At 52.0% G+C, this 26,560-nt stretch carries 20 protein-coding genes and 1 pseudogene; 9 read left to right on the top strand and 12 right to left on the bottom strand.

Annotation, left to right across the window (positions count from 1 at the left end):
* Positions 1-188: 188 nt before the first annotated feature.
* From NT239_06245 to NT239_06235, 3 genes are read left to right on the top strand one after another with little or no spacing between them, the layout of a single operon-like run.
* Positions 189-1,502, top strand: a complete 1,314-nt coding sequence (locus tag NT239_06245) for an ABC transporter substrate-binding protein (GenBank protein XGA72432.1) — start codon at positions 189-191, stop codon at positions 1,500-1,502.
* Positions 1,499-2,212: a response regulator transcription factor gene (locus tag NT239_06240; protein XGA72431.1), complete on the top strand. Its 714-nt coding sequence runs from the start codon at positions 1,499-1,501 to the stop codon at positions 2,210-2,212. Before NT239_06245 ends, NT239_06240 begins: the two co-directional genes overlap by 4 nt.
* Positions 2,205-3,764 (top strand): ATP-binding protein, encoded by a 1,560-nt coding sequence (locus NT239_06235; GenBank protein ID XGA72430.1) that lies wholly within the window; start codon positions 2,205-2,207, stop codon positions 3,762-3,764. The genes NT239_06240 and NT239_06235 overlap by 8 nt, the downstream gene beginning before the upstream one ends.
* Positions 3,765-3,774: 10 nt before the next feature.
* Here NT239_06235 and NT239_06230 read toward each other — a convergent pair whose 3' ends face one another.
* Entirely contained in the window at positions 3,775-4,695 is a 921-nt protein-coding gene (locus NT239_06230; protein XGA72429.1) for an endonuclease/exonuclease/phosphatase family protein, read from the bottom strand.
* Between the two features lie 63 nt (positions 4,696-4,758).
* The gene (locus NT239_06225) at positions 4,759-5,175 is read right to left on the bottom strand and encodes a hypothetical protein (protein XGA72428.1); all 417 of its coding nucleotides are present in this window, start codon (positions 5,173-5,175) and stop codon (positions 4,759-4,761) included.
* A 978-nt stretch (positions 5,176-6,153) separates the two neighbouring features.
* Here NT239_06225 and NT239_06220 point away from each other — a divergent pair.
* The 4 genes from NT239_06220 to NT239_06205 all read left to right on the top strand — a co-directional run bounded on the left by NT239_06220 (position 6,154) and on the right by NT239_06205 (position 10,688).
* Positions 6,154-6,948 carry a phytanoyl-CoA dioxygenase family protein gene (locus NT239_06220; GenBank protein XGA72427.1) on the top strand — a complete coding sequence of 265 codons (795 nt, stop codon included), beginning with the start codon at positions 6,154-6,156 and terminating at the stop codon, positions 6,946-6,948.
* 56 nt (positions 6,949-7,004) lie between these two features.
* Positions 7,005-9,251: a glycosyl hydrolase family 18 protein gene (locus NT239_06215; protein XGA72426.1), complete on the top strand. Its 2,247-nt coding sequence runs from the start codon at positions 7,005-7,007 to the stop codon at positions 9,249-9,251.
* A gap of 85 nt (positions 9,252-9,336) precedes the next feature.
* The gene (locus tag NT239_06210) at positions 9,337-10,377 is read left to right on the top strand and encodes a GGDEF domain-containing protein (protein ID XGA72425.1); all 1,041 of its coding nucleotides are present in this window, start codon (positions 9,337-9,339) and stop codon (positions 10,375-10,377) included.
* A gap of 65 nt (positions 10,378-10,442) precedes the next feature.
* Positions 10,443-10,688 carry a hypothetical protein gene (locus NT239_06205; GenBank protein ID XGA72424.1) on the top strand — a complete coding sequence of 82 codons (246 nt, stop codon included), beginning with the start codon at positions 10,443-10,445 and terminating at the stop codon, positions 10,686-10,688.
* A 48-nt stretch (positions 10,689-10,736) separates the two neighbouring features.
* Here the strand turns inward: NT239_06205 and NT239_06200 are convergent, their stop codons facing one another.
* From NT239_06200 to NT239_06180, 5 genes and pseudogenes are all read right to left on the bottom strand, one after another.
* A complete protein-coding gene (locus NT239_06200; protein ID XGA72423.1) occupies positions 10,737-11,144 on the bottom strand; it encodes a YkgJ family cysteine cluster protein in 408 nt (135 codons plus the stop codon).
* Between the two features lie 116 nt (positions 11,145-11,260).
* Positions 11,261-13,459 carry a carbohydrate-binding protein gene (locus NT239_06195; protein XGA72422.1) on the bottom strand — a complete coding sequence of 733 codons (2,199 nt, stop codon included), beginning with the start codon at positions 13,457-13,459 and terminating at the stop codon, positions 11,261-11,263.
* Between the two features lie 110 nt (positions 13,460-13,569).
* Positions 13,570-14,613: a polysaccharide deacetylase family protein gene (locus NT239_06190; GenBank protein XGA72421.1), complete on the bottom strand. Its 1,044-nt coding sequence runs from the start codon at positions 14,611-14,613 to the stop codon at positions 13,570-13,572.
* A gap of 161 nt (positions 14,614-14,774) precedes the next feature.
* A pseudogene (locus NT239_06185) lies at positions 14,775-15,035 on the bottom strand (phosphopantetheine-binding protein).
* Between the two features lie 16 nt (positions 15,036-15,051).
* Complete coding sequence (locus NT239_06180; protein XGA72420.1) at positions 15,052-16,269, bottom strand: MFS transporter; 1,218 nt, start codon at positions 16,267-16,269, stop codon at positions 15,052-15,054.
* A gap of 218 nt (positions 16,270-16,487) precedes the next feature.
* Between NT239_06180 and NT239_06175 the strand changes: the two genes are divergently transcribed.
* Positions 16,488-17,435, top strand: coding sequence for a hypothetical protein (locus tag NT239_06175; protein XGA72419.1), 948 nt, complete (start codon positions 16,488-16,490; stop codon positions 17,433-17,435).
* A 228-nt stretch (positions 17,436-17,663) separates the two neighbouring features.
* Here the strand turns inward: NT239_06175 and NT239_06170 are convergent, their stop codons facing one another.
* On the bottom strand, positions 17,664-19,118 hold the full coding sequence (locus NT239_06170; GenBank protein XGA72418.1) for an NAD-dependent succinate-semialdehyde dehydrogenase: 1,455 nt from the start codon (positions 19,116-19,118) through the stop codon (positions 17,664-17,666).
* Between the two features lie 165 nt (positions 19,119-19,283).
* Here NT239_06170 and NT239_06165 point away from each other — a divergent pair, with 165 nt between their 5' ends.
* The gene (locus NT239_06165; protein XGA72417.1) at positions 19,284-20,027 is read left to right on the top strand and encodes an LOG family protein; all 744 of its coding nucleotides are present in this window, start codon (positions 19,284-19,286) and stop codon (positions 20,025-20,027) included.
* 25 nt (positions 20,028-20,052) lie between these two features.
* Here NT239_06165 and NT239_06160 read toward each other — a convergent pair whose 3' ends face one another.
* From NT239_06160 to NT239_06145, 4 genes are all read right to left on the bottom strand, one after another.
* Positions 20,053-20,388: a hypothetical protein gene (locus NT239_06160; GenBank protein ID XGA72416.1), complete on the bottom strand. Its 336-nt coding sequence runs from the start codon at positions 20,386-20,388 to the stop codon at positions 20,053-20,055.
* Positions 20,373-21,923 carry a S41 family peptidase gene (locus tag NT239_06155; GenBank protein ID XGA72415.1) on the bottom strand — a complete coding sequence of 517 codons (1,551 nt, stop codon included), beginning with the start codon at positions 21,921-21,923 and terminating at the stop codon, positions 20,373-20,375. Before NT239_06155 ends, NT239_06160 begins: the two co-directional genes overlap by 16 nt.
* A gap of 85 nt (positions 21,924-22,008) precedes the next feature.
* On the bottom strand, positions 22,009-24,756 hold the full coding sequence (locus NT239_06150; GenBank protein XGA72414.1) for a DUF2339 domain-containing protein: 2,748 nt from the start codon (positions 24,754-24,756) through the stop codon (positions 22,009-22,011).
* 117 nt (positions 24,757-24,873) lie between these two features.
* Positions 24,874-26,421: a LysM peptidoglycan-binding domain-containing protein gene (locus NT239_06145; protein ID XGA72413.1), complete on the bottom strand. Its 1,548-nt coding sequence runs from the start codon at positions 26,419-26,421 to the stop codon at positions 24,874-24,876.
* Positions 26,422-26,560: the final 139 nt, after the last annotated feature.

Genomic DNA, 26,560 nt, shown 5'->3' with positions numbered 1-26,560 from the left:
TGTTCTGGTTTTTATGTGTAGTCGATTTTTTTTGATTACAAATGTTAACGAAAGCCCCGATCGCCAACTGGGGGCTGATCAGCAAAAATAAGGCTTAGATGGGGTTTTTCTGTCTTGCATTGTGTTAGCACTCGGTAAGAGTATGAGATGATTCTTTACAATTTACTTCTCTTGCTTACGTTATAGTCATGCCATTATGGTGGGGTAAACAACAGGTGTTTGAAAACAAAGCAAAAATCAGCGCAGTCGCTTTGCTGTTTTGCAGCCAAGCTTTTGCGAACGATTCGGTCGATGTCTTGCATTGGTGGACTTCCACCAGCGAGCGTGGAGCCGTGCGTTTTTTGCAGAGCAAGCTCCTTGAGGACAAAATTGAATGGCGCGATGCCGCGATTCCGGGCGGCGGCGGTATCGGTGCGATGCGCGTGCTCAAAAGTCGTGTCTTAGCCGGCAAGCAACCGGCTGTGGCCCAATTGATTGGCCCGGCGATTGCCGAGTGGGCCGATTTGGGTTTGATTTTAGAGCTCGATAATGTGGCCAAAAACAATGCTTGGCCCAAAACGCTTTCGCCGACCGTGAACGAATTATTATTGCATCGAGGCCATACGGTGGCGGCACCACTGGGGGTGCACCGCATTAACAATTTGTATTACAACGCTAAGTTATTTCGCGAATTGGGCATTGCCGAACCGAAAACAATGGATGATTTTAAGCGCGCGGCTTTGCGTTTATCCGCCGCCAATATCACACCCTTAGGGCAAAGTACCGAAGCGTGGCAGGTGGCGACCTTGTTTGAAACGCTGGTGCTGATGGAAGGTGGCCCCGCTTTTTACCGTGATGTGTTTGTACGGCGCAATGCCAATGCTTATCTTGACCCCAAATTTGCCCGTGCTTTGAATCGCTTGCGCCAGATGCGGGCTTATACCGCGTATGCCAGCAATAAATCACAACGCGAATTATCGTGGACCGACATTGCCCAGCAATTTGCCAATGGCCAAGTGGGTATGGTGATTATGGGCGATTGGTTTAAAGGTGAATTACTCACGATGGGGCAAAAGCTCGAGCAGCAATTTGCGTGTACCACGGTGCCTAATACCCAAAATTATCATCTGTACAGTATTGATTCATTTGTGATGTTTAGCGGCGATTATTCGCAGCAAACCGCGCAAGAAAAAGTCGCGCAATTGATGGTCTCGCCGGCGATTCAACAAGGCTATAACCGCATTAAAGGTTCGGTGAGCGTGCGTCGAGATCTCGATCAAAAAGCCCTGGCCGCGATGGATCGTTGCGCGCAAAGCTCATGGCAAACATTTAACCGTGGCAAAGCCATGCAGGCGCCCAGCTTGGTGCACCGTATGGCCGCCGATGAAAAATTTAAAGACGCCATGGTGGCGCAGATTCAAAAATTCTATCTCGATGACAGCATCAGCGTGCAGGAAAACCAACAGCGCATGGCGGCAATGGTGCGGGCACTGAATATTCAAGAAGGAAATACCGAACAATGAGAAAAATTCTGATTGTTGATGACGACCAAAAAACCCGCATGCTGCTCAAAGCGTATCTCGAGCGCAATCAGTACGAAGTGCGTTTGGCGCACGATGGCGAGAGCTTTTATCAAGAATTCGAGCGCTGCCGCGATGACCTGAGCTTGGTGATTTTAGATGTGATGTTGCCCGATACCGACGGTTTTGTGCTGTGCCAAGCGGTGCGCAAGCAATGCAATGTGCCGATTATTATGCTGACCGCCAGCTCGGACGACACCGACCGCATCGTTGGATTGGAGCTCGGTGCCGACGACTACATCGCCAAACCGTACAATCCGCGCGAATTACTGGCGCGGATCAAAGCCATCCATCGCCGCGCTGGTTTGGATAATGTCAGCGCGGGCGGGCGTTATTTCCGCTTTGTTGGCTTTACGCTGGATACCGTGGAGCGCACTTTGCAATCACCGAGCGGCGATTCGGTCAAACTCACCGGTTTGGATTTTCAGTTGCTGAAATTCTTTTTGGAGCATCCGGGGCAGATTCTGGATCGCAGCCAATTGGCCGAAGAAACGCGCGGGCGCGATATTGGCCCGCTCGATCGCTCGCTCGACGTGCAAGTTAGCCGCTTGCGCCAGCGCTTATCCGATGATGGCAAACAGCCTAGCTTGATTAAAACCGTGCGCGGCGCGGGTTATGTGCTCTCGGCTGAGGTGAGCCTCAGCAATGTCTGACCCACGCACCACGGCGGCGATGATCGAAGCGGGGCAGGAACTCAGCGCCAGCAAAGCCAGCGTACCGCGCTGGCGCGCTTGGCTCAGCTCGTGGCTGGGCCGCCGTGCGCCCAATTGGTTTGAGCGCCTATTGCCGGCCAGCTTGCTGGCCCGCTTTTTATTGGTGATGTCCTTGGGGGTATTGGCTTCCCAGTTGCTGGGTAACTTGATTTGGGCCACATACCTCAAAGGAAAATCTGAGCAAGAAGTTAAACAGGCGTCGATGCACGTCGCCACGGGCGCAATCAGTGCGATTCAGTATTTTCACAGCCTGCCGCTTAATTACCGCCAACTGGTGATCGAGCAAATGCGCGAAATGGGCGGCACGCGCTTTTTTATTAGCGCCAATACCGATGAGGTTGTTTTTGACGGTATATCGCCAAAGCCATTATCCAATATGGTTTTGAATGAAATACATCGGGATGTATTGGAGCGACTGCCGCAACTTTATGCGCTTAAAGTCAGCTTTGCGCAGCCAGAACGCTTGGTCGTGAATAATGCCGGCACGCAAATTAGCGAGCTGCCCGATCATTGGATTAAAAACACGCTGCTGATCCAACCGCGGCCTGCGCCGATTTTGGTGATTCAAGCGCAAATCGAGCCGGGGCAATGGCTGTATTTGGCCACCTTAATGCCCGATCCATTCTTTTTGGACAATAGCGACCCGCTGCCGCCTGAACGCTGGCTGCTGCAATTTGTCACCTTGGTGACGGTGTTGCTGCTCAGTTGGGTTGTCGTGCGCTGGATTACGGGGCCGCTGGCGGCGCTATCGAACGCTGCTGAAGCCTTTGGTCGCGGCGAATCGCCCATTCTGCCTGAAACCGGCAGCGTGGAGTTTGTGCGCACAGCGCAAGCGTTTGCTGCAATGCGCGAACGGATCGTGCGCTATCTGGAAGACCGTGAAAAACTCTTTACCGCGATCAGCCACGATTTACGCACGCCAATTACGCGACTGAAACTGCGCACCGAAATGCTCGATGACGACGCGGCGCGCGCCGAGTTCCACGAAGACCTCGACGAGCTCGATATGATGGTCAAGGGCGCGTTGCAAAGCGTGAAAGACAGCGATATTCACGAAAATCACACTGCAATTAGTTTGGATGCCATGCTCGGGCGCATGGTGCGCGACGCGCGCCTATCTGGGCACGAAGTGGCGTTTACCCGCTGTGGCCTGCGCGTGAAAGGCAAGCCGTTGGCGCTAAAACGGGCGATTGGCAATCTGCTCGACAATGCGCTGTATTACGGCCAAAGCGCCGAAATCAGCGTTTACGAAGGCGTCGGCAAATGCGTGATTGTGATTCGCGATCATGGGCCGGGTGTGCCAGAAGACGCGTTGCACACCTTGTTCGACCCTTACGTGCGGCTCGAACACGGCCGCCACAGCAACAGCCACGGCCACGGCCTCGGGCTTGGCATCGCGCGTAATATCATCCAAGCGCACGGCGGCGAGCTGGTGCTGAGCAATCATCCCGAAGGCGGATTGCAGGCGATGATTACGCTGCCCGCGTCTTAATCGAGCTCGATTACTGTGTGGTAACAACAATCGGCCGATGATCCGACCCCAAGGCTGGCCCGATCGTCAATTGCACGCTGATGCCGCGCGCCAAGGCGCGATCCAGCGGCAGTAGCGGCCAGCCAATGATCGGTGACCAGCTGGGTGCAAAATTAAAACCCAGTTCAGCCAAAGCGGCTTGCGATCGAAATTCACGGTAAATTGGCGAAAAGGGTGTGATATTGAAGTCGCCCAGCACTAACACTGGCGCGGTTTCTTGCGCGATTTGTTGCGCCAAATAGCGCAATTGCTGATCGCGCGCCGCGGCCAATTCGGCACCGAGCGGTGGCGGCGGATGAATGCCGTACACGACTAGGCCACCGGCAAGCTCGACCCGCAGGTGGGGAAATTGTTGTGGCATGGCGGGCGCAAAGCGCACTTCACAACGGCGCGGCGCCTGCTTGAGCAAGACCGCAATGCCAAACGGGCTGTCTTCCCACGCCGCACAGCCATACGGCAGCGTTTGCTGCAATGCGGCTAATTGGCTTTGCCACTCCGTGGTGGCCTCAGTCAGCAAAATCACATCCGCACCTTGCGCGGTTAACCATTGCTCGGCCTTTTGGTATTGCGTGTTGGAAAACAATAAGTTAAATGCAATCACTTTGATGGGCTGGTATGTGCCTATAGCGGTTGGCGTATATAGCGTCCAGCCACATACTGCGCCGATTGTGGCAACTAAAACCAAGCCAAAAATCCGCTCGCGCAGGCGGCTGGCGAGCAGCAAACCCGCGAGGGCAAGCAGCAGATAAAACGGCAAAAAATGGCTAAATAATTCCAGCCACCAAGCCAGCCCCGCCAAACTTGTCAACAGCAGCCCCAGCAAGGCCAGCCATAGTGCGCGGTGTGCCAACTGGCGGCGAAGGTGTGGCCAGAAAGGGCTTTGTTTGATCATCTTGGTGTTGTTAATTACTTAGCTGGTCGTTACATTGGGCGGCTTTCGACCCAATACGGACACTTAATAGTAATAATTATTTTTTCGTGCATTCAAGAGTGTTACGTTAACTGGTGCAAGGAAATAACCCATTTCTTGGCCGTTTTCTGTGTGAAGTTGCATATCAATAGCTACTCTCGTAACCTCTGGCCCGTCATATCTCTCATGAGCATCAGACCCTTCAACATCCATTATGATTGTTTGGCTAGGCAAAAGGCTCGCGATGAAGATTGCTGGCTTCACCCATATATCACGAGGCATATGGGTGGCATCTAAGCCAAAATAGCCCGGATGCAGGAGTGGCCCATAATGAATTGAAATTTCACTTAATGGAAAGTTACCAGTATTTTGAACGAACAATTGGTAAATACAATTTCCAGCTTTACTTGGACTAATACTAACTCGAAGATTCTGAAATTGTTCACGTAAGTGAGAGTCCATATTTCCCTCGGAAAATAAATCAGTAGGATGCCGCAAGCTAAGCAAATTATCTTCGCCCCGAGTTTTCTTCCAATAGCGACTCTACAATCTTTAGGTCTGCTATTGCCCGATTGCAGCCAATTTTATTTCAACGATTGTAATGATTTTCAGTGCCTACGGCACGATGTTTTTGGTGCGCGTTCCGCCGCGCAGACAGGCAGGGAGCTTTGCTTCGCCAAAGCCCCCTGCACCCCAAAGGCGCCCCGAGGCGAAGTCGGCTCCGCCGTGGCCTCAATCGTCGCGGGCCTAGGTCTCGCTCCTCACTCGGCCTTCGCTTTAACGGGAATTCAAGCCCCAGATCAACCATCGCGGTATATACCGACCGTGGTGTTGCGCTAGGGATCAATCATTATCTGAATCAGCTAGATATACCCGTAAGATTGGCTTCGCTTTAAGGTGCAATTCATGTAGTTGATCATTTTGATCTGAGCCGGTCGGCAGAAGCCGACCCTACAGGTACAGCCAATTAGGACGAATTGCCCGTGGAGCCGCGCCGTTTGAAAAAGTTATGGCGAGGTTTTAAGACGCGATTTGTTTGAGCCACGCGACGTTAGCGCGTGGCGAGTTGAAGCGGCGCCTCGCCATGGCTTTTTCAAGCGGGGTTTCGCGGCGATCGGGGCTCTTTTGGGGTGTAGGGGGCTTTGGAGAAGCAAAGCCCCCTACCTGCCCGCGCGGCGGAACGCGCATTAAGATATTTGCGGCTACGCCGCATAAAAATAGTCGTCCGGTGCTCGAACGCCGGTTCACCGCCTGCGCCAGCAGGCTGTACGTCGCATGATGAATTCGAAAATTCGGCGATCTTCTTGCGTGGAATTTGAATCAATCGACATTGGAGCCCATCGCCGTTTGCGCTGTACGGCTAGCAATGATGGGGTTTTGCGCATGGGCTTGTGCTTGTCATTGCAGTACAATCAACCTCTGTCTTTTGGATTGATGCTCGTGGCTATTACTTCTTTTTCCGATTTTGCCGATGTCGGTGCGATTGCCAGTGCTTTTGCGCGTGATGGCGTGGTGATTTTGCGTGGCTTTGCGCCGGCGGAACAAGTGGCGGCGATTCGTGCTGAGGCGATGCGCCAGCTTGAATTGCGCCTGCCGCCGTTGGAGTTAGAAGCCGAATTGGGTTACCCGGGCGCGCCCAAATCGAGTGATGAGCAGGGCGGGGCGACGATACGCCGTTTGCGCGGCATGGCGGGGCGCGGCGAGGTGTTTCTCAATTGGGCGGGGCAGCGTAATGCCTTGCAACTGATCGGCCAATTGCTGGGCAGCAACGAGATCACGCTGACGCAAGCGCATCACAATAGCCTGATGACCAAGCAGCCGAGTTTTAGTAGCGATACCTTGTGGCACCGCGATGTGCGTTACTGGCGCTTTGCGCGCCCTGAGCTGGTGTCAAGCTGGCTGGCGCTGGGCGATGAATCGCCGGCCAATGGCGGTTTGGGCTTTATTGCCGGCTCGCATTTGGTCAATTTCCCCGATGCTGCGTTTGATGAGCGCGAGTTTTTATTGGCGACTCATCCCGATGCTGCGCCGTGGGTGGACAAGGCCGAGTTTCCGACGCTGAGCGCGGGTGATGTGGTGCTATTTGACGCGCGCACTTTCCACGCGGCCAGTCGCAATAGCACGGAAAAAACCAAATATTCGCTGGTGTTTAGCTATCACGCCAGTGACAATTTGCCACAGTCGGGCAGCCGATCGGCGAGTTTGCCGGGCATCACATGGTCAAGCACGGAATAAGCTTGTAAGCTAGCGCCTCAAATCACGACGGCATAAAAAGATCGTGACTGGGAGGAATGATGCGCAAGTTATTCATGCTCTGCGTGCTGTTGGGCTGGCTAGGCGCGGCTGCGCAGGCCGCCGAGCGCGTACGGGCTTATTATCCATTTTGGGTGAGCTACAGCCAAACCAAGGCGCTGGCCGATTTGCCGCTGGCGCGGCTCGATCAGCTCACCTACGCTTTTGCCTACTTTGATGCGCAAGGCCAGTTGCAAGCGGGTGATGCGTTTGCCGATTTAAATAAACCCTATCCGCAAGCCGATGGCACACTGTTGCGCGGCAATTATGCGCTGCTCAAAGCGATCAAGCCGCAATATCCGCAGTTAAAAACCGTATTGGCCGTCGGCGGCTGGAATTATTCGGCGCAATTTTCGGCCGTGTTGGCTGACCCTGTGTTGCGGCAACGCGCGGTGCAATCGACGTTGCAATTTTTGCAGCAACACGGCTTTGACGGGATTGAGATCGATTGGCGCTATCCGGGCGGTGGCGGGCGCGACGGTAATTCGGCCAGCTTGCAAGACGGCGCTCATTTGCTGCAATTTGTTCGCGCGCTGCGTCAAGCAGCGCCGCAGCTGATTATTGGCCTGACTTCGGCCGTACAGCCGGCCATTATTGCTGCTAGCCCATGGCGCGAACTGGCGCCGCATTGCGATTATGTGATGCTGATTGCCACCGATTTTGTCGGTGCTTGGAGTGGCAAAACTTCGCACAAATCACCACTGTATATGCCTGCAGGCCGGCTGAGTATTGACTTAGCGGTCAATACCCTGATTGATGCCGGTTTGCCAGCCAATCAGCTGGCCTTGATGATCCCCAGCCAAGGTGTCAGTTTTAATGGTGTGAACGCACAGGGCAATGGGCTGGCGCAAACGCACGGCGGCGTCAGTATGGGCTCATGGGATAACGCGCAAACTGGCCCGACTGGCGTGTTTGGCCAAGATGAAATCGCCGCGCTGCAGCAAGGGCAAGGTTTTGTCGAGCATTGGGATGCGCTGGCGCAGGAGAGCTATTTTTATAGCCCAAGGGCGCAGCAATTTATCAGCATCGAAACCGAGCGCGCACTGGCAGCCAAGCTCGATTATGTGCAGCGCCGTGGCTTGCAGGGCATCGCCTTATGGGAAATCACCAGCGATGCGCGCGCGCATAGCTTATTGCGCCAAATCGAAGTCGCCGCCGTGCCGCTGCGCGCTTATCGCAATGATGTGCGTATTTGGTGGCAGCAAAACCCAAGCGTGATTGCCGCCGTGGGCTCGGCGCTGTTGTGCTTGATGCTGATTGGCTTGGCCTTGTTCGGCTGGCGGCTGCATCGCGCGCGCCAACAGGCACAATGGCAATGGCAGCAAGTGCGCCAAATTAAAGACGTGATCGAAGTATTGCCCGCGCAATTAGCCCGCTTGAGCGATTTAACTCAAGCACCTGCGATTGCAGAGCTACCAGCACCAGCGCAAACCGTGTTGCAGCAATTGCATATTAATGCTGAGGGTATGGCTTGGCAGCTCAATGCAGTGAATTCTGCTGTGGCAATACCCTTGCTTAGCGTGGAGGAGTCGCTTGCGCCGACTGAGTTGCTGTCGTCAGATGCACCTAGCGAAATGGCGACACTGACTGCGTTTAGCCAATTTAGCCAACGCTTAAACGAGCAACGCAGTTTAGAAAAAATGCTGGAAGTCACTGCGCAATTTTTGGCTGAAGACCCGCGGGTGGCGGCGGCCCACTGGCGTTTGCTCGACGACGAGGGCGCTGAGCAAGCACCAACTGCTGATGCGGGGGCGCTGTGCAGCGAGTTGGACGATTACTTGCTGAGTATTGAATTTAAATCCCGCTTAAGCGAGCGCGAGCAGGCGTACTTTCAAAGTGTGCTGGAACAATTGCAGGTGGTGCGACGTAGCCTGTATGCGCTGGCCCGGCAGCCGCAATTATTAGCGGAATTGTACGAAATCGCCTCGCGGCGCGATAAATTGCAGTTTATCCGCGCAGAAAAAGGCTATAGCGCGATTGTGGCGCAAGATTTACGCGCGCCCGCTTATATCACTTTGCGACTGCGCGCCATTCGTCTGTATTTCGATGAAGCGCAATTGATTCAAGTGCACCGCTCGTATCTGGTGAACCCCAAGAAAGTAAAGGGCGCGCAAAAACGCGGGCGCGAAGGTTGGGTGCTATTGGCGGCTAACGAAACCGTGCCTGTGTCACGCCAGTATATTGCCCGCCTGAAACGTGATTACCCGCAATGGTTTCAGTGTGCAGAGGCCGTTATCGCCGTTTAGCTTGTACGGATGCGGTGATTTGCTTATTGCGAGTAGGGCTCGCGGTGTCTATGGTGAAGTTTCTAGACCCCCTCTTTGAACGATTATGACGGTCAGTACAAAATCACCTCAGGATCTTGTCCAATCGCTCGCGGAATTTACCGGCTTGATCGATCGTGACGACTTGGCCGTTAGTATGTGCTTAACGCTGTTTGAAATGCTGCCTTGTGCATCATTGCGCTTCTATCGCACTCTCTCAGGTAATAAGCAACAACGCTTGGGTCTATTGGTCGAATTTGACGAGGGGGGGATTCGCCAGCATTCGGCTGAAAGCCTGAATGATCCAAAAAAATCACAGCCTGGTGATATTGATCCATTACTACACGGCGCTTTGGTGTCGGAAAGCTCATTGCAGGTGGATGCCAACGGCAGCCGAGTGATTTTAGGCCTGCATCGGCAAAACGAAGTTTATGCCTTGCTTGATTTGCGGCTGCATAAAGGCTTGGTGCCTTCCGATTTTCGTATGCTGCAAGGCATGGCGCGCATTTATGAAAATCACATCGCGCTGCTCGATTATGGTGAAACCGATACCTTAACTGGGCTACTGAATCGCAAAACACTGGAACGTCAGTTTTTCAAAATCGTCACCGCCTTACAAAACCTGCCCGGTGTGCACCCGCTGCAAGCTGGGCGGCGACAAGAAAATGGGCTGGCGTATTATTTTCTGGTCGTGCTCGATATTGATCATTTCAAGCGAATTAACGATAAATTGGGCCATTTATACGGCGATGAAGTGCTGCTGATTATGGCGCAGTTAATGCGTGGCTGTTTTCGCACCAATGATCGATTGTTTCGCTTTGGGGGTGAAGAGTTTGTAATTATTCTTGGGCCGCAAACCCGCGAAGGCGCCAGTATGGCGGTGGAGCGTTTTCGCAAAAAAGTGGCCGCGCATAATTTTCCGCAAATTGGCCAAGTCACCATCAGTGGCGGCATTACCGATATTCGCCCCTACGAAGTGCTGAGTGTCACCTTAGGCCGCGCCGATCAGGCCTTGTATGCCGCCAAAGACGGTGGCCGTAATCAAATGATTTTTTATGATAGCCTGCCGCAAGTTGAAATCGAAAGTGGTGGGGAAGAGCTGTTTTAATTTGCACCTAGTTGCCAATTTAGCCATTCCCAACGATGATCTAGGATTTGATTTTGAGAATTTAGATGTCTGTTCATCCTTCACAATTCGGCGATTTGATCTTTGGCCTTCGTGATGAAAATCCACTGATTGCATATCAATCCGCCGTCCAACTTGAATTACTCAAGTCCAAAATGGACGATTGGCAACGAGAGCAGTGTCAGTCTGCTTTAGCTGCTGCCAGTCAGCAACTCCAAGCTGCGCGCAAAGCGCAACAAGAAACCGAGCAAGCCAAGCTAGACGAGTGGGATAAAAAAGACGATCGCTGGTAGGGTATATGAGCAAGACTATTTTCTATAAGGCCCTAGCGCAATATACCCTTATTTTTTCTGATTGTAGGCGCAGTAACCGGGGCGCGGGCCAACTTGCGGGTGTTTGCGGCAAGTATTGGGGCGATCTTCGTAAATCGTGCATAGCCGCGTAGTGGCATCGAGATAAATACAGTCATTATTGCTACGGCGCGCTAAGGTGTAGATTTCATTTTTGAAATTGAAATGCTCAATAATGCGCGCTTTCATCAAGCGCTTGGCAATGTTTTTGGCCGGCTCAACCGCGTCAAACTCATCGACCACGCCCATGCGGATTAAATCGACGATTTTCACCTCCACCGGCATCGTACAGCAGCTGCCGACACAATCTTCGCATAAACCATTGTAATACTTTACCCATGTTTCAGTGCGATCTAGGTCGGTGACGGTAATGACGTTTCGTTTCTTTAATGTAACCACAACAATTCAATTTCAAACCGACAAGGTGCGCAGCTTACCATGTGCAGCGCAAGGAAAAAATCCCCATACGCCAGAAGGACTAGCGCTGGGGATTAAAGGTGATTAACTATCTAGTTTTATGGCAAATAATATGCAAAGCTCACTGAGCCGGCGAGCGGGTCTGCCGTGACATAGTAAGTTTCGTTCTCTGCTTTTCGTACTGGTAAGGCTTTGCCATTTTGCAGCGCGCTTAAACCGCCGCCTTGATAGATGGCTTTGACTTGCAGCGTGATTGGCGTCGCGTATTTTTTACATTCAGCCGAGCTGGTATCAAAAGCAATGGCAGCAAATTGCGTCGAAGCCGGTGCGATTACTCTGCAGTGCTCTCGTGCATAGCGATACTTGATCACATTGCTTGGCGTATCCATCCACAGCTCGCCACTGTCGACTTTGGCTTTCGCGTAGTCGAGGTGTTTGATGTAACGATCGAGCGGAATCACCTCGTAATAACCGGTGTCGACGCTGTGCGAGGTGCGAGTTGCCCAGCCGCCTTGGCTAATCGCCGCATCAATGTGCAGATTCAAGATCTCACTGCCCATCGGATACAACGACCATTTGCCATCAGCAGTAAACAAATCCCACTTCACGCGATATGGGTTATCGAAGTTGGCTGGGTTTACGCCCGCTGGCATCGTGGTGTAGTCAACCGCATTGTTCGGGCCTGAGCCATCGACCAAGTGCGTGGCACGACCACCAATGAAGTTGGGCTGCGCTTTGATAAAGTCGATCGCTTTCGTTGAAGCCACGTCACCCGGCCAGATAAAGTAGCTAGGTTTGTACCCATCGAGCTTGGCCGCCATATCCGCCGTGGCGCCAGTGATTTCAGCCTCAAGGCTGGCATCTGGAATATACGGGTTTGGATGGCTACGGCTGTGGTTGACGATTTCATGCCCACGGCTCATAAATTCTTTCGCTGCCGCCCAATGCTGGTCCGAGCAATTGCTGGTGATCATGCCAAAGCTGGCCACCAAGCCGCGCTTGCTCAATTCCGGATCAATAATCTTGATGTACGGATCGTTGGCGTAATACATCGAGCAGTAATCATCGTGCACCAATGAATACGCGCCTTTCGCACCATTTTTCCACGTGGTGACTTGCACTGAGCTCACTACGGCTGGACCGCTAGGTGTCGTGCTCGGCGTTGGGCTTGGTGAAGAGGTGATGGTTGGCGTTGGGCTAGGCGTAGCGTTAGCGATTAAGCCCAAATCCTTCCACGGTCCCCATTGATCGGCCGCATTCGGCGTTTGGCCTTGGGTCCACCATTTGGCTTCAAATGCACGGCCGTTGTAGCTAACACGCTGGCCTGTGGTGTAGGCCACGGTTGCATTCCATGCCGCGTAGCTCAGCCCTGGTGTTGGGCTTGGTGTCGGCAGTACGTCGCTGATGATGGTGACGGTCACGGTCGCAGAGCGAGTTTGCAAGCCCAGATTATCGGTGGCAATCGCGTACATGGTTTTTTTGCTGCCAATAGACGAGCAGCCATTGCTATTGTTAACGGTTAGCTCGTATGGCGCACTGGTTTTGCTGCCGACCAGATTGTTATCAATGTAAAACTCGACTTTGGCCACGCTGCCATCGCTGTCGCTGGCATTGGCATTTAGCCAGAATGGGGTTTGGCAGCTCACGCTTTGGGCAGTGCTAAAGCTAATGCTTGGCGCCTGATTCACTGGTGGCGCTGATGGGGTGGGGGTTGGTGGTGGGCAAGGCGGAATATTCCAAGTGCCCGATTGCCAAATGGCACTGTCGTAAGTCACGCTGGTGCTGTTCACCTGTGGTTTGTTCAGTGCGCTGCTTAGATGGGCGACGATGGCTTTGAAGACGATCATTCCGCCGTTGCTGGAAAGACCGCCTCCAACTGACACCACTTCACCTGCGTTGATCTGTTGCCCTACTTGCCAGTTGCTAGGGCTTGGCTTGCTGCAGGTGCCGCCCATGGTCGGGCGCGTCGTCGTCAGTGATTCGGTGACTAGAGTGCTCGGTGTTGGTGACGGACTCGGTGTTGGGGTAATTTGCACGCCCGAAACCAGTTTCCATGGCCCCCATTCGCCTGATTCGGCTGGGTTATTACCTTGGGTCCACCAACGCGCTTCATAGACTGCACCATTGTAAGTGACGCGCTGACCACCGTTATAGACTGCGGCATTATCCCAGCTTGGGTAGCTAGGCTGCACCGTCGGGTTTGGCGTTGGGCTTAAGGCGTGAGCGAGGCCGCTGCTAAAGCCCGCGCTAGCCAGCAGCGCGATCACCAGTACTTGGCTGAACTGCTTAGATTGCATTTTCTCCATCCTTCTTTTTGGCTTGAGTGATCTGCTACCGGCATCAGATTCACTCCATGTTGGGTATTGCCCGGTAATTCTTTTGGGTTATGCTCTAGCGGCATATACCCTTAATTAATTTTTACTTCTCCTAATTTCGGGTTATATGCGAGGCGTGCGGTTTTTTTATCCAGCATCTGGCTCACCAAGGGTTTTCCCTGTTGGGTGAAAACCCCTTGTTGTTGATCTGTCAGTTTAATATCGACGGTAACTGCGCTGGCGTAGCGGCTGCAACGCCAGTCGCTCAGATCGGCTTTAATCGTGTCGCCATTGAGCTGAATGCCACAGAATTGCCGCGTCATTTGATAGCGCAAAATATCGCTCGGGCCCGCCACCCACAGTTCGCCTGATTTGACTTTGGCGGCCAGAAAATCGGCATATGCAGTGTATTGATCTACTGGTACCGATTCCCAAGACGCATCGGCAACGCCATGCATCGTGCTATAAGTCCACACGCCATCATCGATTGCCGCTTGCGCGTGTTGGATTAAGATATTGCCGCGATTGGGTTTATACAGCGACCATTTGCCGTCGCGCCAATAGCTATCCCACTTCACAAACATCGGCTGTACATCGTCGGCCTCGTTGATCCCTGCTGCTTTGCCATCGTAAAGATGCTTGGCCGCGCGCACGCCGAGCGTGTCGGGCAGGGCTTCAACAAAGGCTTTGGCCTCAGGCGTCGCTAAATCGCTCGGGAAGGCGACAAAATGCATTGTGTAGCCAAGCTTGCTTTGGACTAATTGCTGAGCGCTAACGATTTCTTTGACATTATCCCAACCGCTAATTGGCGCAAGCGAGCCAGGCTCGAGCATGCCGCGATGCGTGAGCGTGTGGTTAAACAGCTCATGGCCTTGCTTGATACGGGTTTTCAGCGTTTGCCATTGCGCATCCGAGCATGATCCGGCAATTAGGCCTAGGCTGGCTTTGAGGCCGCGCTGATTCAAAATCGGAATGGCATTTTGCTCAATGCCAGTGGTGACGCTGCTGCAATAATCATCGTGCGCAATCGTGTGTGCGCCTTTAGCACCGCCGTACCACGTCTGAATTTGCAGATTGGCGGCAGAGCTGATGCAGGGCAACAACAGTAAACAGAGGGCGGTAAAACGGCGATACATAGTGGGCTCCGCGAAACGAAGTATCACTATGCCTAGGGATATGCCAATTGGGAATTGTAGCTGGGCTTCAATTCATGAATGACGACAGTTTTATATTAATGTCGTTATTACTCAGTTGTTTATGGCTGATTGTGGTGTTGCAGTTTTCACGAATGACGCCGCTAATCTAAGCCTAGGTCGTCAATAAAACGGGCGTTCGGATGAATCTGATCGGACGTGATGCCAAATTCGCGGCTGAGAATTTGCGCGATTTTTCGCAAGATCGCATCTTGGCTCGTCACTACTAAACCGTGCTCGGCAACCAGCCTAAGTTGAACGTAATGACACAGTTGCCCAACGGTAAAGATCTGAGCCGCATCCTCGTCGGCGATGGTGACGGCAAATTCTTTTTCAATCGCCATCACCAATTCAACCGTGTCCAAGCCCATCGTTTAGCCCTTAATTGGCTTCACGCACGATAGGCATTTTGAGTGTCAACAACAGCATTAATGCTGCCATCGTCAGGCCAAAAATCGGCATGATCCATGCCATTGATAGATGAATCGATAGCAGACCCGTGACCATTGCATACGAAATTGGCGTCAGCCCCATAGAGGCCATGCTGTTCAGGCTCATCACGCGGCCGAGTTTGTCTTTGTCGGAATACTGCTGAATTAGCGACATCATCGGCACATTATTGCCGGCGACGCCCAGCCCAATCAGCGCTTGCAGGCCCACCGCCACCCAAACCCAATGCGTATGCGCCAAGAGCGATAAAAAGACGCCTTCCAGCCCGATGATGATCGTAATCATCAGCAGACGTTTTTTCGTTGGCGGGTACATCGTTAGCAAAATGCCGCCGATCACCATGCCGGCGGCAAAGGCGCTTTGCAAGAAGGACAGCGTAGCCGGTTCGCCATTGAGATTCTCGGTAACAATAATCGGGATACCGAGCGCCAGCGGGCCCATAAACAGCAAATTGGCTGCGGCGTAAATCAGCATTAAGGCGCGCAGCACCGGTGTTTTAATCGCATATTGCACGCCTTCTTTGAGTTCGATCAGCATCGTGCTACCGACTTCGCGTACTTTTTTAACGAAGGGTTCATTGATGAGCGCTATACAGGCCGTGGCTAGCGCGAGCATACCCCCTGTTAGGCTGAAAATCATTTCATAGCTCATCATCGCCAGCAGCACACCACCAAGTACAGGGCCAAACACCAAGCCGACTTGATTGGTGGTGAGCATGATCGAGTTGGCGCGGGTTAAATCTTGCTCGGGCACAATGGCGGGAATCAAGGCATCACGTGCTGGCCAGAAAAAGGCATCTAGCGCGCCGTATAAAAAAGCAAATGCGGTTAAGGCCCAGATATCGAGTCGATTAATTGCCAATAAACCGACTAGCCCGAATAGCATCAGCACGCGTGCCCCGAGCGAAACCAAAATAATCTTGCTGCGCTTCATTCGATCGGCCAAGACGCCGCCGACTGCCATCAGTGCAATTCTCGGTACTGATCCGGCGATCATCACCAAGCCCAATTGCTCTTTGGCGCCCAAGGTTTTGACCACGTACCAAGTCTCGGCCAGCATCGCGACGGCGAGCGCAAAATTGCCGACGATCGAGGCGAGCCAGAGCAAAATAAAATTGCGGTTACGTAATAGGGCAGGGGTGGCGCTCATACCAAGATCTCAAACAGCGAAGAAAGCATAATAGGTAGTTTGGCGGGCGCTGAATAGCACGCCTCAGTAAATAGCCCAATTTTTACTGGTATTGGCTCATAAATGCGCAAAAATACCGTGCCGAACGTCAACACGCTGTGGCTTACACCACTGGCTTTGTAGGCGAAGCGGGCTGACTACAGTAAGATAGCCGCATAATTAAAAAGGATGGAGGCAGTATGAAAAAGCAGATCCAAGTAGGCTTGCTATTGTTGGGCTTAAGTGCGTCACTGGCTTGGGCCGACGATGTCAGCTTAAACGAGGCGATTGCCAAAGATGATTATCAGCAAGCGTTTAAAATAGCCAGTAGTGATGTGAAAGCGGGTAAAGCTAGTAACCCAACCAAGGTGCTATTGGCGCAAATGTATATGATGGGCAAAGGCACGGCGAAAAATATTCCTGCAGCCCGCGCCATACTCGATCCGATGGTCGCTAAAAACCTGCCAGAAGCACAGCTGATGATGTCGAATTTGCTCAAACAAGAGGCGATGAATGGGCTAATTAAAGCGAATGGCCAAATTGATCCCGCACGTTATCAAGCGATGGCTGCCCGTTCACTCAAAGAGCGTGAAACAGAACGCTACGCAGCCGAGCTGATGTATAAATCTGCGCAACAAGGTTTTAACTTGGCGATTGAGTCGGTCTGTAACGACATTACCAGCTCGGTCACAGCTTTTAGCAGTAAAGAGCGCGCTAACTGGTATCGTAAATGCAGCAATAAAGACGCTTGGGCGCGCGCCAGCGAAATTGGCAATAGCATTGCGCCACTGAATTTACGCCGCGAAGTGATGCGTGACCCAGTGGTGACTGAAGTGTTCCAGCAATTGGCGACCAAAGAAAACTGTACCAAAGAAGACATCACACCCATTGATTTTAAAATCGGCAAACCCGTTACTGGTGGTGAGTATTTTACGCTCAAGCTTGATAAACCAACGCGTCAGATGATGATTCGTGGTCAGTGGCAAGAAATTTGGGTAGGCAAAGCTTGCGGCAAAACGTTCTCGGTGCCGATTGCATTTAAAGCCGACGGTATGGGTGGGGCGACATTTAGCCCCGATTTACCAGCTGCACAGTTAAATGAAATCAAGGCCAAAGTGAAAAAACAGCAGGAAGCCATGCGCCAATAATGGTATTGGCGCAAAAGCATAATTGGTTTCAGGTGAATACCTGATGGGAGATTTGCTTATTTGAGGATGACGCAATTCTGGCTAAAGTGACCCATCGATTAATACAGCACCTGATCTGAAGATGAGGTGCTGTTTTGATTGGGCTTTACGTTTCATCCTAGAGTTTTCGACTTCAGGATTACAGACTCCATCCTCTACCGCACAGGGCGAAAGCCCGTGCGGATTTTTTTATCCGGCAATACACAAATACTTGGTTTCCATGTATTCGTCGATGCCGTATTTCGATCCTTCCCGCCCTAGGCCCGATTGCTTAATACCGCCAAACGGCGCAACTTCGTTGCTAATCAGCCCCGTATTAATGCCGACCATGCCCGCTTCAAGTGCAGCGGCCACGCGCAGCGTGCGCGCTAAATTTTGCGTATAAAAATACGCAGCAAGACCATATTCCGTATCGTTGGCGAGCGCAATCGCTTCTTGTTCGCTGCTAAATCGCACCAGCGCGGCCACGGGGCCGAAGGTTTCTTCGCGATTGATTACTGCGCTGGCGGGGACTTCGGTAAGTAAGGTGGGTTCAAAAAATGTGCCACCCAGCGCGTGACGACGTCCACCGCACGCGAGTTTCGCGCCTTGCGCCAGCGCGTCGGCAATATGCGTTTCAACTTTTTTAATGGCATGGGTATCGATCAGTGGGCCAATATGGGTTTGATCTTCATGCCCATACCCCACTCTGAGTTGCCCGATGGCATGCGCCAATTTGTTCGCGAATTGATTATAGATTTCATCCGCAACTAAAAAGCGGTTAGCGCACACACAAGTTTGCCCTGCGTTGCGAAATTTGCTGGCGATGGCGCCTGTGACGGCCGCATCCAGATCAGCATCGGCGAAAACAATAAACGGCGCGTTGCCGCCCAGTTCGAGCGAGAGTTTTTTAATCGTTGGCGCGCTTTGCGCCATCAGTTGACGGCCGATTTCGGTTGAACCGGTAAACGAAATTTTGCGCACGATCTCGCTCTCAGCCAGCGCCGCGCCAATCTCTTGGCCTGAGCCGGTAATGATATTGAGCACGCCAGCGGGAATGCCGGCCTGCTGCGCCAATTCGCCCAAAGCCAGCGCGGTCAGCGGCGTTTGCGAGGCGGGTTTGACGATGATGGTGCAGCCAGCCGCGAGAGCGGGCCCCACTTTGCGCGTAATCATCGCGGCCGGGAAATTCCACGGCGTAATCGCCGCGCACACGCCGATTGGCTGTTTGAGCGTGATAATGTGCGAGCCCGCTTGCGGGTGCGGCGTCACGTCGCCATACACTCGCTTGGCCTCTTCGCCAAACCATTCAATAAAACTGGCCGCGTAGGCGATTTCTCCGCGCGCCTCAATCAGTGGCTTACCTTGCTCGGCCGTTATAATCTGCGCCAGATCGTCTTGATGCTCGCGGATTAGCTCAAACCAGCGCCGTAAAATCTGGCTACGCGCTTTGCCAGATAAGTCTCGCCATGCTGGCAGTGCCGCGTTGGCTGCCAAGATGGCTTGTTCGGTTTCAACTTTTCCAAAGCGTGGCACGTGCGCCAGCAGCGCTTGATTGGCTGGGTTGCGTACATCGATGTGCGTTTTACCCTTGTGCCATTGCCCAACAATCAGGCAGTCTTGACGTAGTAGCGCAGTATTATTCAGTTTTAAGTTGTTTTCCACGATGAATTTGACTTGGTGGGGAACAAGGAACTTATTCTAGCCTAAATGCTTCTATCCACTGAGCTAGGTTGGTTTAGCGCGGCGTAAATACCTGTACAAGCCCATGTGTTTGCGCCTAAGCTGAAAGGGTCGAAGTCGACAATACAAGAACAAGAAGGGGCAATCATGATTAATTCGTATAACAAACCCATTGGTGTCATTGACGATGATGAAGCACTCGATATTGTAGGTGAAGCAGTGTTGAAACTATGGGATGCAGTCGATGATTTATCGCGTCTACGTCCAGCACATACCCCTGATTATCATGTGACCATTTTTGGCTCTGCGCGGATCGAAGAAAATACACCGCGCTACGAAGCTGTGAAGCAACTCGCCGCGCAATTGGCTGCGATGGGCTGCCATATTGTGACTGGTGGCGGCCCGGGCTTGATGCAAGCCGCCAACGAAGGCGCAAGCCAAGGCGCACCGAATAAGCCTGAAGCCTCCGTTGGGATTCGCATTGATCTGGATTTTGAGCAAAACGTAAACGATTTTGTCGGTCGTGTGTTTGAACACAAAACCTTCTTCTCGCGCCTGCACCACTTTATTTTGCGCTCGAACGCGTTTATCGTGACTTCCGGTGGGATTGGTACTTTGCTAGAACTCTCTATGGTTTGGCAGCTGTTACAAGTGCGCAAACTGTACGACACGCCGCTGATTTTGGTTGGCGAAATGTGGCACGAACTGGTTGATTGGGCACAGCATTATATGGTCAGCAACGAAGCGGGTTTGGCCAGCCCAGTTGATATGCAAATTCCGATCGTCGTCGATACGATCGAAGATGCGATCCATCTGATTCGTGAACATCACGCTCGTTGGAAAGAAGTTGATCGACAACTCAAACCCGCACGCACCTCACCGCCGCGTTAATCTAAACCCAACAAAAAACGCCCGTTCAGGGCGTTTTGCATTGGCAGTGTTCTAATTTGGTTTTCTGGTTTTGTCCTTCAATCCAGCATTGATTGCCTTGCTTTTTTAACTGAAAAGCAACTGGCTTACCCAATACTCGACCACTTAATTTTAAAGCAGTACTTGGCTCTAGCAGTAATGTATTGCTCGTCAGGAATAAATCGTCGGCAAGTGCGACATTTTGCCCCGTTGCAGTTGCAACAAAAGACTGTATTTCTGCTTTGCAATTAGTCGAGCTGCTTTCCAGCTGAGCAGGCTGCGGGCTTGCGCACGCACTGAGTGCGAGCGCAAGCCCTAGGCTAAGGATTAACGTGCGATCCAAAATTTGTTTTCCAGTACAACAGGGCGGCGCAGATGGGCTTCATCAGAATTGCCAAGCGTTAAGGCGTGTGCCGCTGCGGTTTTGCAAGAACCATTGGTTTTTTTGTAAAGCGCCGCAGCGAGCATGCCTTCGCTAGTGTCACCCAATGGTTTGCTCAAATCGTCAGTCGCGCTGCATTGCGCGCTAAAACCATCGGCATAATCGCCAAAACCTTTGGCATTCACACCTTGGAATTCCATTGGGAAGTAAGAAATGCCGCAGTTCGATTTACCAACAAAGCCGTATGGTTTACCGCAGGTCGTGTTACCGATGATTTGCACATCAACATCGATTCCGCGCAAGCCATTGATAATAGCTTCACTGGCTGAACAAGTGTCGCCGCTGGCAATCACAAAGACTTGTTTTAAATTTAAGCTGGGTAGTGGCTCAACTTTGGCGCAACTTTGCCCTTTTAAGTCGCAAGTGGTTGTTTCGAATAGCGACTTGCCTTTGGCGGTGTCTGCGGCGCGTTTGTCGTTGTACTGCAATTGTTCAAACACTTTACCGTTGGCGGCCGCATCACCCGCAATCATGTAAGCCAGCTGGCTGGCAATATATAAATAACCGCCGCCGTTGTAGCGCAAATCCAAGATCAGAGTATCGACATTGTCGGTTTTGAGCGATTTAACGGCAGAAACTAATTGATTTTCCGCCGTTGCAATGTGTTCGTTAAAGACGATGTAGCCTGCTTTTTTACCTGGTTCATATTCGATTGATTTACTGAGTAACACAGGTTGCGCCGTCACGCTGCCGGGCGTGATATCTACGCTTATGTCATTGGCTCCGCTGCGAGCAAATACGAAGGCGTGTTTCGCGCTAGAACTTGGATACATCGCGGCATTGAATGCCGTTTCATTTGCAGTCCCATTTGCAGCTAGTCCATCAATTGATATCAGAGTGTCACCACGCAAAACACCGGCGTTAGCTGCAGGTGAGTTTGGTGTTACATAGGCTACTTGCATGGACCATGGTGCAGTTTTACTGCTGTATTTCCATTCAATACCGTAATTGAATGTTGTGCCTGATGAGAATAATTCTTCCCATTTCTTGGTTGGATAAATAAAACTAAATTTATCTTTTTTGGCACCACTCGCCGTTTTTAATGGGGTTTTGAGCGCTTCAAAGTAATTATTGAGCGAAGTATAAACGGCACTTTCATCGCTAAATTGAGCTGCATTGCTGTCGAACTGCGGCGTATCTTGGTACCACAAATAGGCCGAGTTAACATAGTCTTTAACCCAAGCTTTTTCATTCTTTAGTGTGCCTACGGTGGTGCTGCCTGCATCCGCTTTGTAAGGGTTATTTGTGGCGCAAACCGCTGCAGTTGGGGCTGAGCCACCATCGGATGATGATCCGCCCCCATTGGGGTTCATTGGGTCTGGCTGTAATAAACGAGAGTTTTCCATCCCGCCGCCGCCACCACATGCAATCAAGAGTGCACTCGCCAAGAGGCTAATGCCCGTAGTGACGGTTTTTTTGATTGTTACGCGACCCATTTTTCCACCCTAAAATCATTTTTTATTGGGTAGAGATTTTAGGCTAGCTTTGTTTTAACTTCAATCTAGCTTTCTTATATATTTCTTATTTATTTCTGTTGTTAAGTTTTTCTAATATGGATTCATCTTGTTGTGGTGGGATTGGCGCAAGGTAGCCGATCATTAGCAGCAATAGCCCAACGCCGATAAATGAAATAATGCGCTCAATACCGCTGATGTGTGAAAGATCGAGGGCAAATAATTTAATGACGACGATGCCCAGCAAGCTGGCGCCGGCTAGCCACAGCACGCGGCCAAAGTATCGTGTCGCGGCAAACATCAGCGCCAGCGCAATCAAAGCCCAGAAAATCGATAAACTCATCTGCACTTGGGTTGAGGCACGTAACGCGTCAAAGTTGTATTGCACGCCCTGCCAGTGATGCAGTGTGCGGAGCAACATCGCGTTGAGCCAGACAAAAATAGCGGCGCCCAAGCTGGCAAAAAGCGCGGGTTGAATGCGCGGTATTTTTAGTGCGAACAGCGCCAGCCTCGCCCAGTAAATCAGCGCAGCAAACACGGCGATTTGTGCCGAGTCGAGTGCATTCAGAATCGGCAAGGCTGAATGCCCGCCTGAGAGCGCACTATAAAAACTCCAGGCAAATAATAATGCGCTTACCGGAGCTGTGCCATAAACCCAATACGCTCGCCAATGCGGCTTGATCGGCCAAGCGAGTTGGCGGACAGCAACAATGGCGACGCAGGCTACGATGGCAAACAGCGATAATGAGAATACATCATTATGTATATTCTGGTAGGCCATGTAATACGTTTCGTTGACAAAGATACCCCATGTTAGCCATGCGGCACTCACGTGTTGCCACGTCTCGCAACCTTGCTCGGATTGGTCTTGTTGATAGAGTAGGGCAAACAAACCTAGTAGTACGATAGGCCAAGCCCATAGGCTTAAGAAATGCGGGTAAAGCGGGAAAAGCTCGATCGCCGCGTAGAGCAAAATTGGCGCTAGTGCGATGGCGACAAAGCGCGCATTGCGCCAGATGCCACGCAAAAACAATTGCTGAAACAGCGCTGCGGTGGCGACAGCCAGCAATAGCGCCAGATTGAAACCGGCATCGCGCTCCAAAAAGCGCTGCGCCTCGCTCCAATTGGCGTAGCCCCACCATAGCAAACCCCACGCGCCCAATAGCCAACCGGCTTGGATGAGTGCCTGTTTTAAAGCCCAATCGCTTTGGCTCTCGTGCAATTGCCAAGCGCAAAATAGCCCAGAGAGCGCGAGCAGTAGATCCGCCAGATAAACGCCGTTCAAAATGGCGGTGCTGGTGTAGTAATCGCTAGCGCTAATGACAGCCAACCCAGCGGCAAATTGCAAAATTAAGCCAAAGCCGAGCGCCAGCTTTTTTTGCTGCCGCAAACTCACCCAAACCACGCAAGCGCCTTCTACCGCCCACATCGCGGCGGTGATATTGCCATCAAACGCAAAGGGAATCGCCAAGGTGGCGAGCAAAACGCCGATGGCCAATTGGCTCTCAAAAAATAACTGCAATTGTTGATCACGTTTGCCGTGCAGCCATGTCGCGATGGCCAAATAATAGCCTGCGCCAATCAGCGCGCTGACACTCAAACCATATTCTGTGCCGTGCATTAGTTGAGCTTGGATCGCCAGTGTGACGATTGGTGTGCCAAATACCAACGTGTCATCAACGATGCTGCGCAGGTTGTGGCTGCGATGAATCGCGTACAGCGTGCTAATACCAGCAAAAAACAGCCAATAAATCACGACAAAAGGCTGAACGCTGGCGCGCATCTCGCTGCGATAGTCAAACAGGCCCCATGCCGTGGCAATCACATAGGTAAAAACAAAGCCCAGTAAATTAAGCAGTCGCCAAGCCTTAAACCACGCAATCGCAAAGATACCGGCATTGAGTACCGCAAAATAGCTAAACAGCAGCACATAATTGCCGCTGCCATCGCTGGTTAAAATCGGGGCTAGAAATCCACCCAAAATCCCCATCACCGCCAGTGCACTGGCATCTTGCCGGATGGATAACAGCGCAGCGGCAACGCCGAGCAATACCAGCAGCGGGAAGGCGAGCGAGGCGGGTAGTAGGTGATAGAGTTTGAGCGCGCCGTAAATCGTGAAATACAACAGCCCCAGCGCGCCGCCCTGCATAATCAGCGCGTAACTACGCCGCGTTTCACGCAAATGCCAGCCGATGACAAAAATCACCGCCGCACCGAGTGATAATCCAGCGAGGCGTAGCTCAATCGGCAGCAGCTGATTATCGGCAGCAAACTTGAGCAAAAAGCTGACGCCGAAAAACAGAATAATCATCCCTAAACGCACGACGGTATTGCCGCCGAGCAGCCATTCTTTAGCGGCGTTAATACCCTGCTCGATCAAGTTCGGTGTGGCGGGTTTGGGTGTTGGGCGAGCTGGTGTGGGTCGGGGCGCTAGCGTTGCGAGCGTGGTTTCAAGTTCGTTGGCTGCCTGAGTTTTGACGGGCTCATCCATCGACAAGTGGGTTTGAGCTGGCATTATCGCGCTCGCCACCAAAACGTCGTCGTTTGTAGTTTGCTCAGCGGGGTTTTCTACGCTGGTGCTGTGTTTGATTGCTTTTAGTTGAGCAAGCTCAGCTTCTAATTGGCTGACACGCTGTTTGAGTTCTTGCATCTCGGCAGACAAACTGCGTACCGGGGCGGCGGGTGCTGTTGCGCTGCGTTTTTCAAACCAACGGCCTATTAGGTAGCCGACAATGGCGAGGATCAGCCCCGTTTCTACTTCATGCGATAGCAAACCATAAATGACACCTAAAATTGCCAAAACCCAGCTGACCATTGAACGCCTCTTTTGCAATACGCTGCCGTGTATTGCCTTATAGCCTAATGCCGATGTGATTTACAGCAAAATACCCAAAGGCCGCGCACTGTGGAGAGTGTCGCGGCCTGAAGGGGTTTATTTCATTACCAAGGTCATTCCCGGTGTAATAGGTTTGCGATTCATTTTCTTTAAATCGCCGAGGTCAACATTGAGCTTTTTCGCAATCGAGGCCAGCGTATCGCCACGCTTCACGACGTAGGATTTTGGCGTCTCGCTCGCGTTACCCACACGCAGCGTGTCGCCTAAAGCGACCGTTGTGCCTTTCAAATCGTTCATCGCTTTGAGTTCGGCTACGCTCAGGTTATAGCGTTTGGCGATATTAAATAGCGTATCGCCTTTGGCCACTTTATGTTCACGACCCACTTTGCTGCTGGTTTTGGCGGCAATCAGCACAGGTTTAGGCGCGTCTTTTTCGCCGGTATCAATCGCTTCAGATTCGCGATTTTTATGTAGCGCGGCGAGCGTTTGGCGTTCGGAAATATCCAGCCCCGCCACTTTTGGTACCAAGATCGTTTGGCCGCGCGCTGATTTGCTAGCGCTGCCCAAATCGTTGATATCGCGCAGCTCTGCCAATTCAATGCCAAAGTTATCGGCTAATTGGTCAAAGCTCTCGCCTTGTTGTGTTACGTACGGTTGCCAATTGAGTAGCGGTTTGTCGTAATTGGCCAAATTGCGCTCGAAAACGGCTTTTTTCTCGATCGGTAACACCAGTTTTCTATCGTCTTTATGTGCGATCACTGGGCGGATAAAGCCAGGGTTCAGGCGTAATAATTCGTCGACGCTGATTTCTGCCAATTTAGCCGCGACCGAGACATCCATATGTTTGCCCGGCTGCAGTGTCGTAAAGTACGGTTTATTGGGGATGTCGCGCAGTTTGACGCCATACGCCGCAGGATCGGCGATGATATTGCGAATTGCTAATAATTTAGGCACGTAATTACGCGTTTCATCCGGCATACGCAGATCAACGTAATTGGCGGGTAGGCCTGCATCCAGATTGCGATCACGTGCGCGTTTAACGGCGTTTTCGCCCCAATTGTATGAGGCTAATGCCAGTTGCCAATCGTCAAACATGCCGTGAATGTCTTGCAGATAGGTCAGCGCAGCGTCGGTGGCGGCAACCACGTCACGGCGCCCGTCGTACCACCAGGTGCGCTCCAAGCCATAACGTTTGCCGGTATCAGGGATAAACTGCCACATACCCGCCGCTTTAGCGTGCGACTCGGCTTTGGGGTTGTATGCTGATTCAATCATCGGCAGTAGTGCAAATTCCATCGGCATGCCGCGTTTTTCGACTTCTTCAACCACATGGAATAGATAGCGATTACTGCGATCGATAATTCGATTTAAATATTCGGGGCGGCTAGCGTAATAGTTTTCCCATTTAGTCACTAGCGGGCTATCAATATCGGGAATGGCAAAACCATTGCGCACCCGTACCCATAAATCGCGTTCGGCCAGCGGGTCGGCGTCACTAAATAATTGGCTAATTGCGGCTTGGGTGTTCGCTGACAGCGGTGGGTTGATGCTATTGAGCTGGTAATCGAGTTTGCCCGCTTCGAGTGCGAAAGCCGGCAAAGCAAATAGGGCGGAAAGAAGTGCGGCGCACAGGCGAAGATTCATTGGCCCGTTTCCTGAAAAATACTGAATTGCACGATAGTAAAGGCCGCTTTCCGCGACTGTCAATCAGCCACTACTGATAAAAGAGTATGATCAGAGTGCAATTGCTGCTTTTGCGACTTTTAACCGATGAATGGGGCGA

This window comes from Chitinibacter sp. SCUT-21 (assembly GCA_041874755.1).
GTDB lineage: Bacteria > Pseudomonadota > Gammaproteobacteria > Burkholderiales > Chitinibacteraceae > Chitinibacter.
The sequence above is the reverse complement of the archived record's forward strand: the minus strand, read 5'-3'. Positions and strand labels throughout refer to the sequence as shown.

Bases quoted from the DNA above. Each gene is read 5' to 3' on its own strand.
- NT239_06205 (XGA72424.1), top strand. From the start codon at position 10,443: ATGTCTGTTCATCCTTCACAATTCGGCGATTTGATCTTTGGCCTTCGT.
- NT239_06165 (XGA72417.1), top strand. From the start codon at position 19,284: ATGATTAATTCGTATAACAAACCCATTGGTGTCATTGACGATGATGAA.
- NT239_06245 (XGA72432.1), top strand. From the start codon at position 189: ATGCCATTATGGTGGGGTAAACAACAGGTGTTTGAAAACAAAGCAAAA.
- NT239_06235 (XGA72430.1), top strand. From the start codon at position 2,205: ATGTCTGACCCACGCACCACGGCGGCGATGATCGAAGCGGGGCAGGAA.
- NT239_06195 (XGA72422.1), bottom strand. From the start codon at position 13,459: ATGCAATCTAAGCAGTTCAGCCAAGTACTGGTGATCGCGCTGCTGGCT.
- NT239_06225 (XGA72428.1), bottom strand. From the start codon at position 5,175: ATGGACTCTCACTTACGTGAACAATTTCAGAATCTTCGAGTTAGTATT.
- NT239_06215 (XGA72426.1), top strand. From the start codon at position 7,005: ATGATGCGCAAGTTATTCATGCTCTGCGTGCTGTTGGGCTGGCTAGGC.
- NT239_06230 (XGA72429.1), bottom strand. From the start codon at position 4,695: ATGATCAAACAAAGCCCTTTCTGGCCACACCTTCGCCGCCAGTTGGCA.
- NT239_06175 (XGA72419.1), top strand. From the start codon at position 16,488: ATGAAAAAGCAGATCCAAGTAGGCTTGCTATTGTTGGGCTTAAGTGCG.
- NT239_06145 (XGA72413.1), bottom strand. From the start codon at position 26,421: ATGAATCTTCGCCTGTGCGCCGCACTTCTTTCCGCCCTATTTGCTTTG.
- NT239_06190 (XGA72421.1), bottom strand. From the start codon at position 14,613: ATGTATCGCCGTTTTACCGCCCTCTGTTTACTGTTGTTGCCCTGCATC.
- NT239_06180 (XGA72420.1), bottom strand. From the start codon at position 16,269: ATGAGCGCCACCCCTGCCCTATTACGTAACCGCAATTTTATTTTGCTC.
- NT239_06240 (XGA72431.1), top strand. From the start codon at position 1,499: ATGAGAAAAATTCTGATTGTTGATGACGACCAAAAAACCCGCATGCTG.
- NT239_06155 (XGA72415.1), bottom strand. From the start codon at position 21,923: ATGGGTCGCGTAACAATCAAAAAAACCGTCACTACGGGCATTAGCCTC.
- NT239_06150 (XGA72414.1), bottom strand. From the start codon at position 24,756: ATGGTCAGCTGGGTTTTGGCAATTTTAGGTGTCATTTATGGTTTGCTA.
- NT239_06210 (XGA72425.1), top strand. From the start codon at position 9,337: ATGACGGTCAGTACAAAATCACCTCAGGATCTTGTCCAATCGCTCGCG.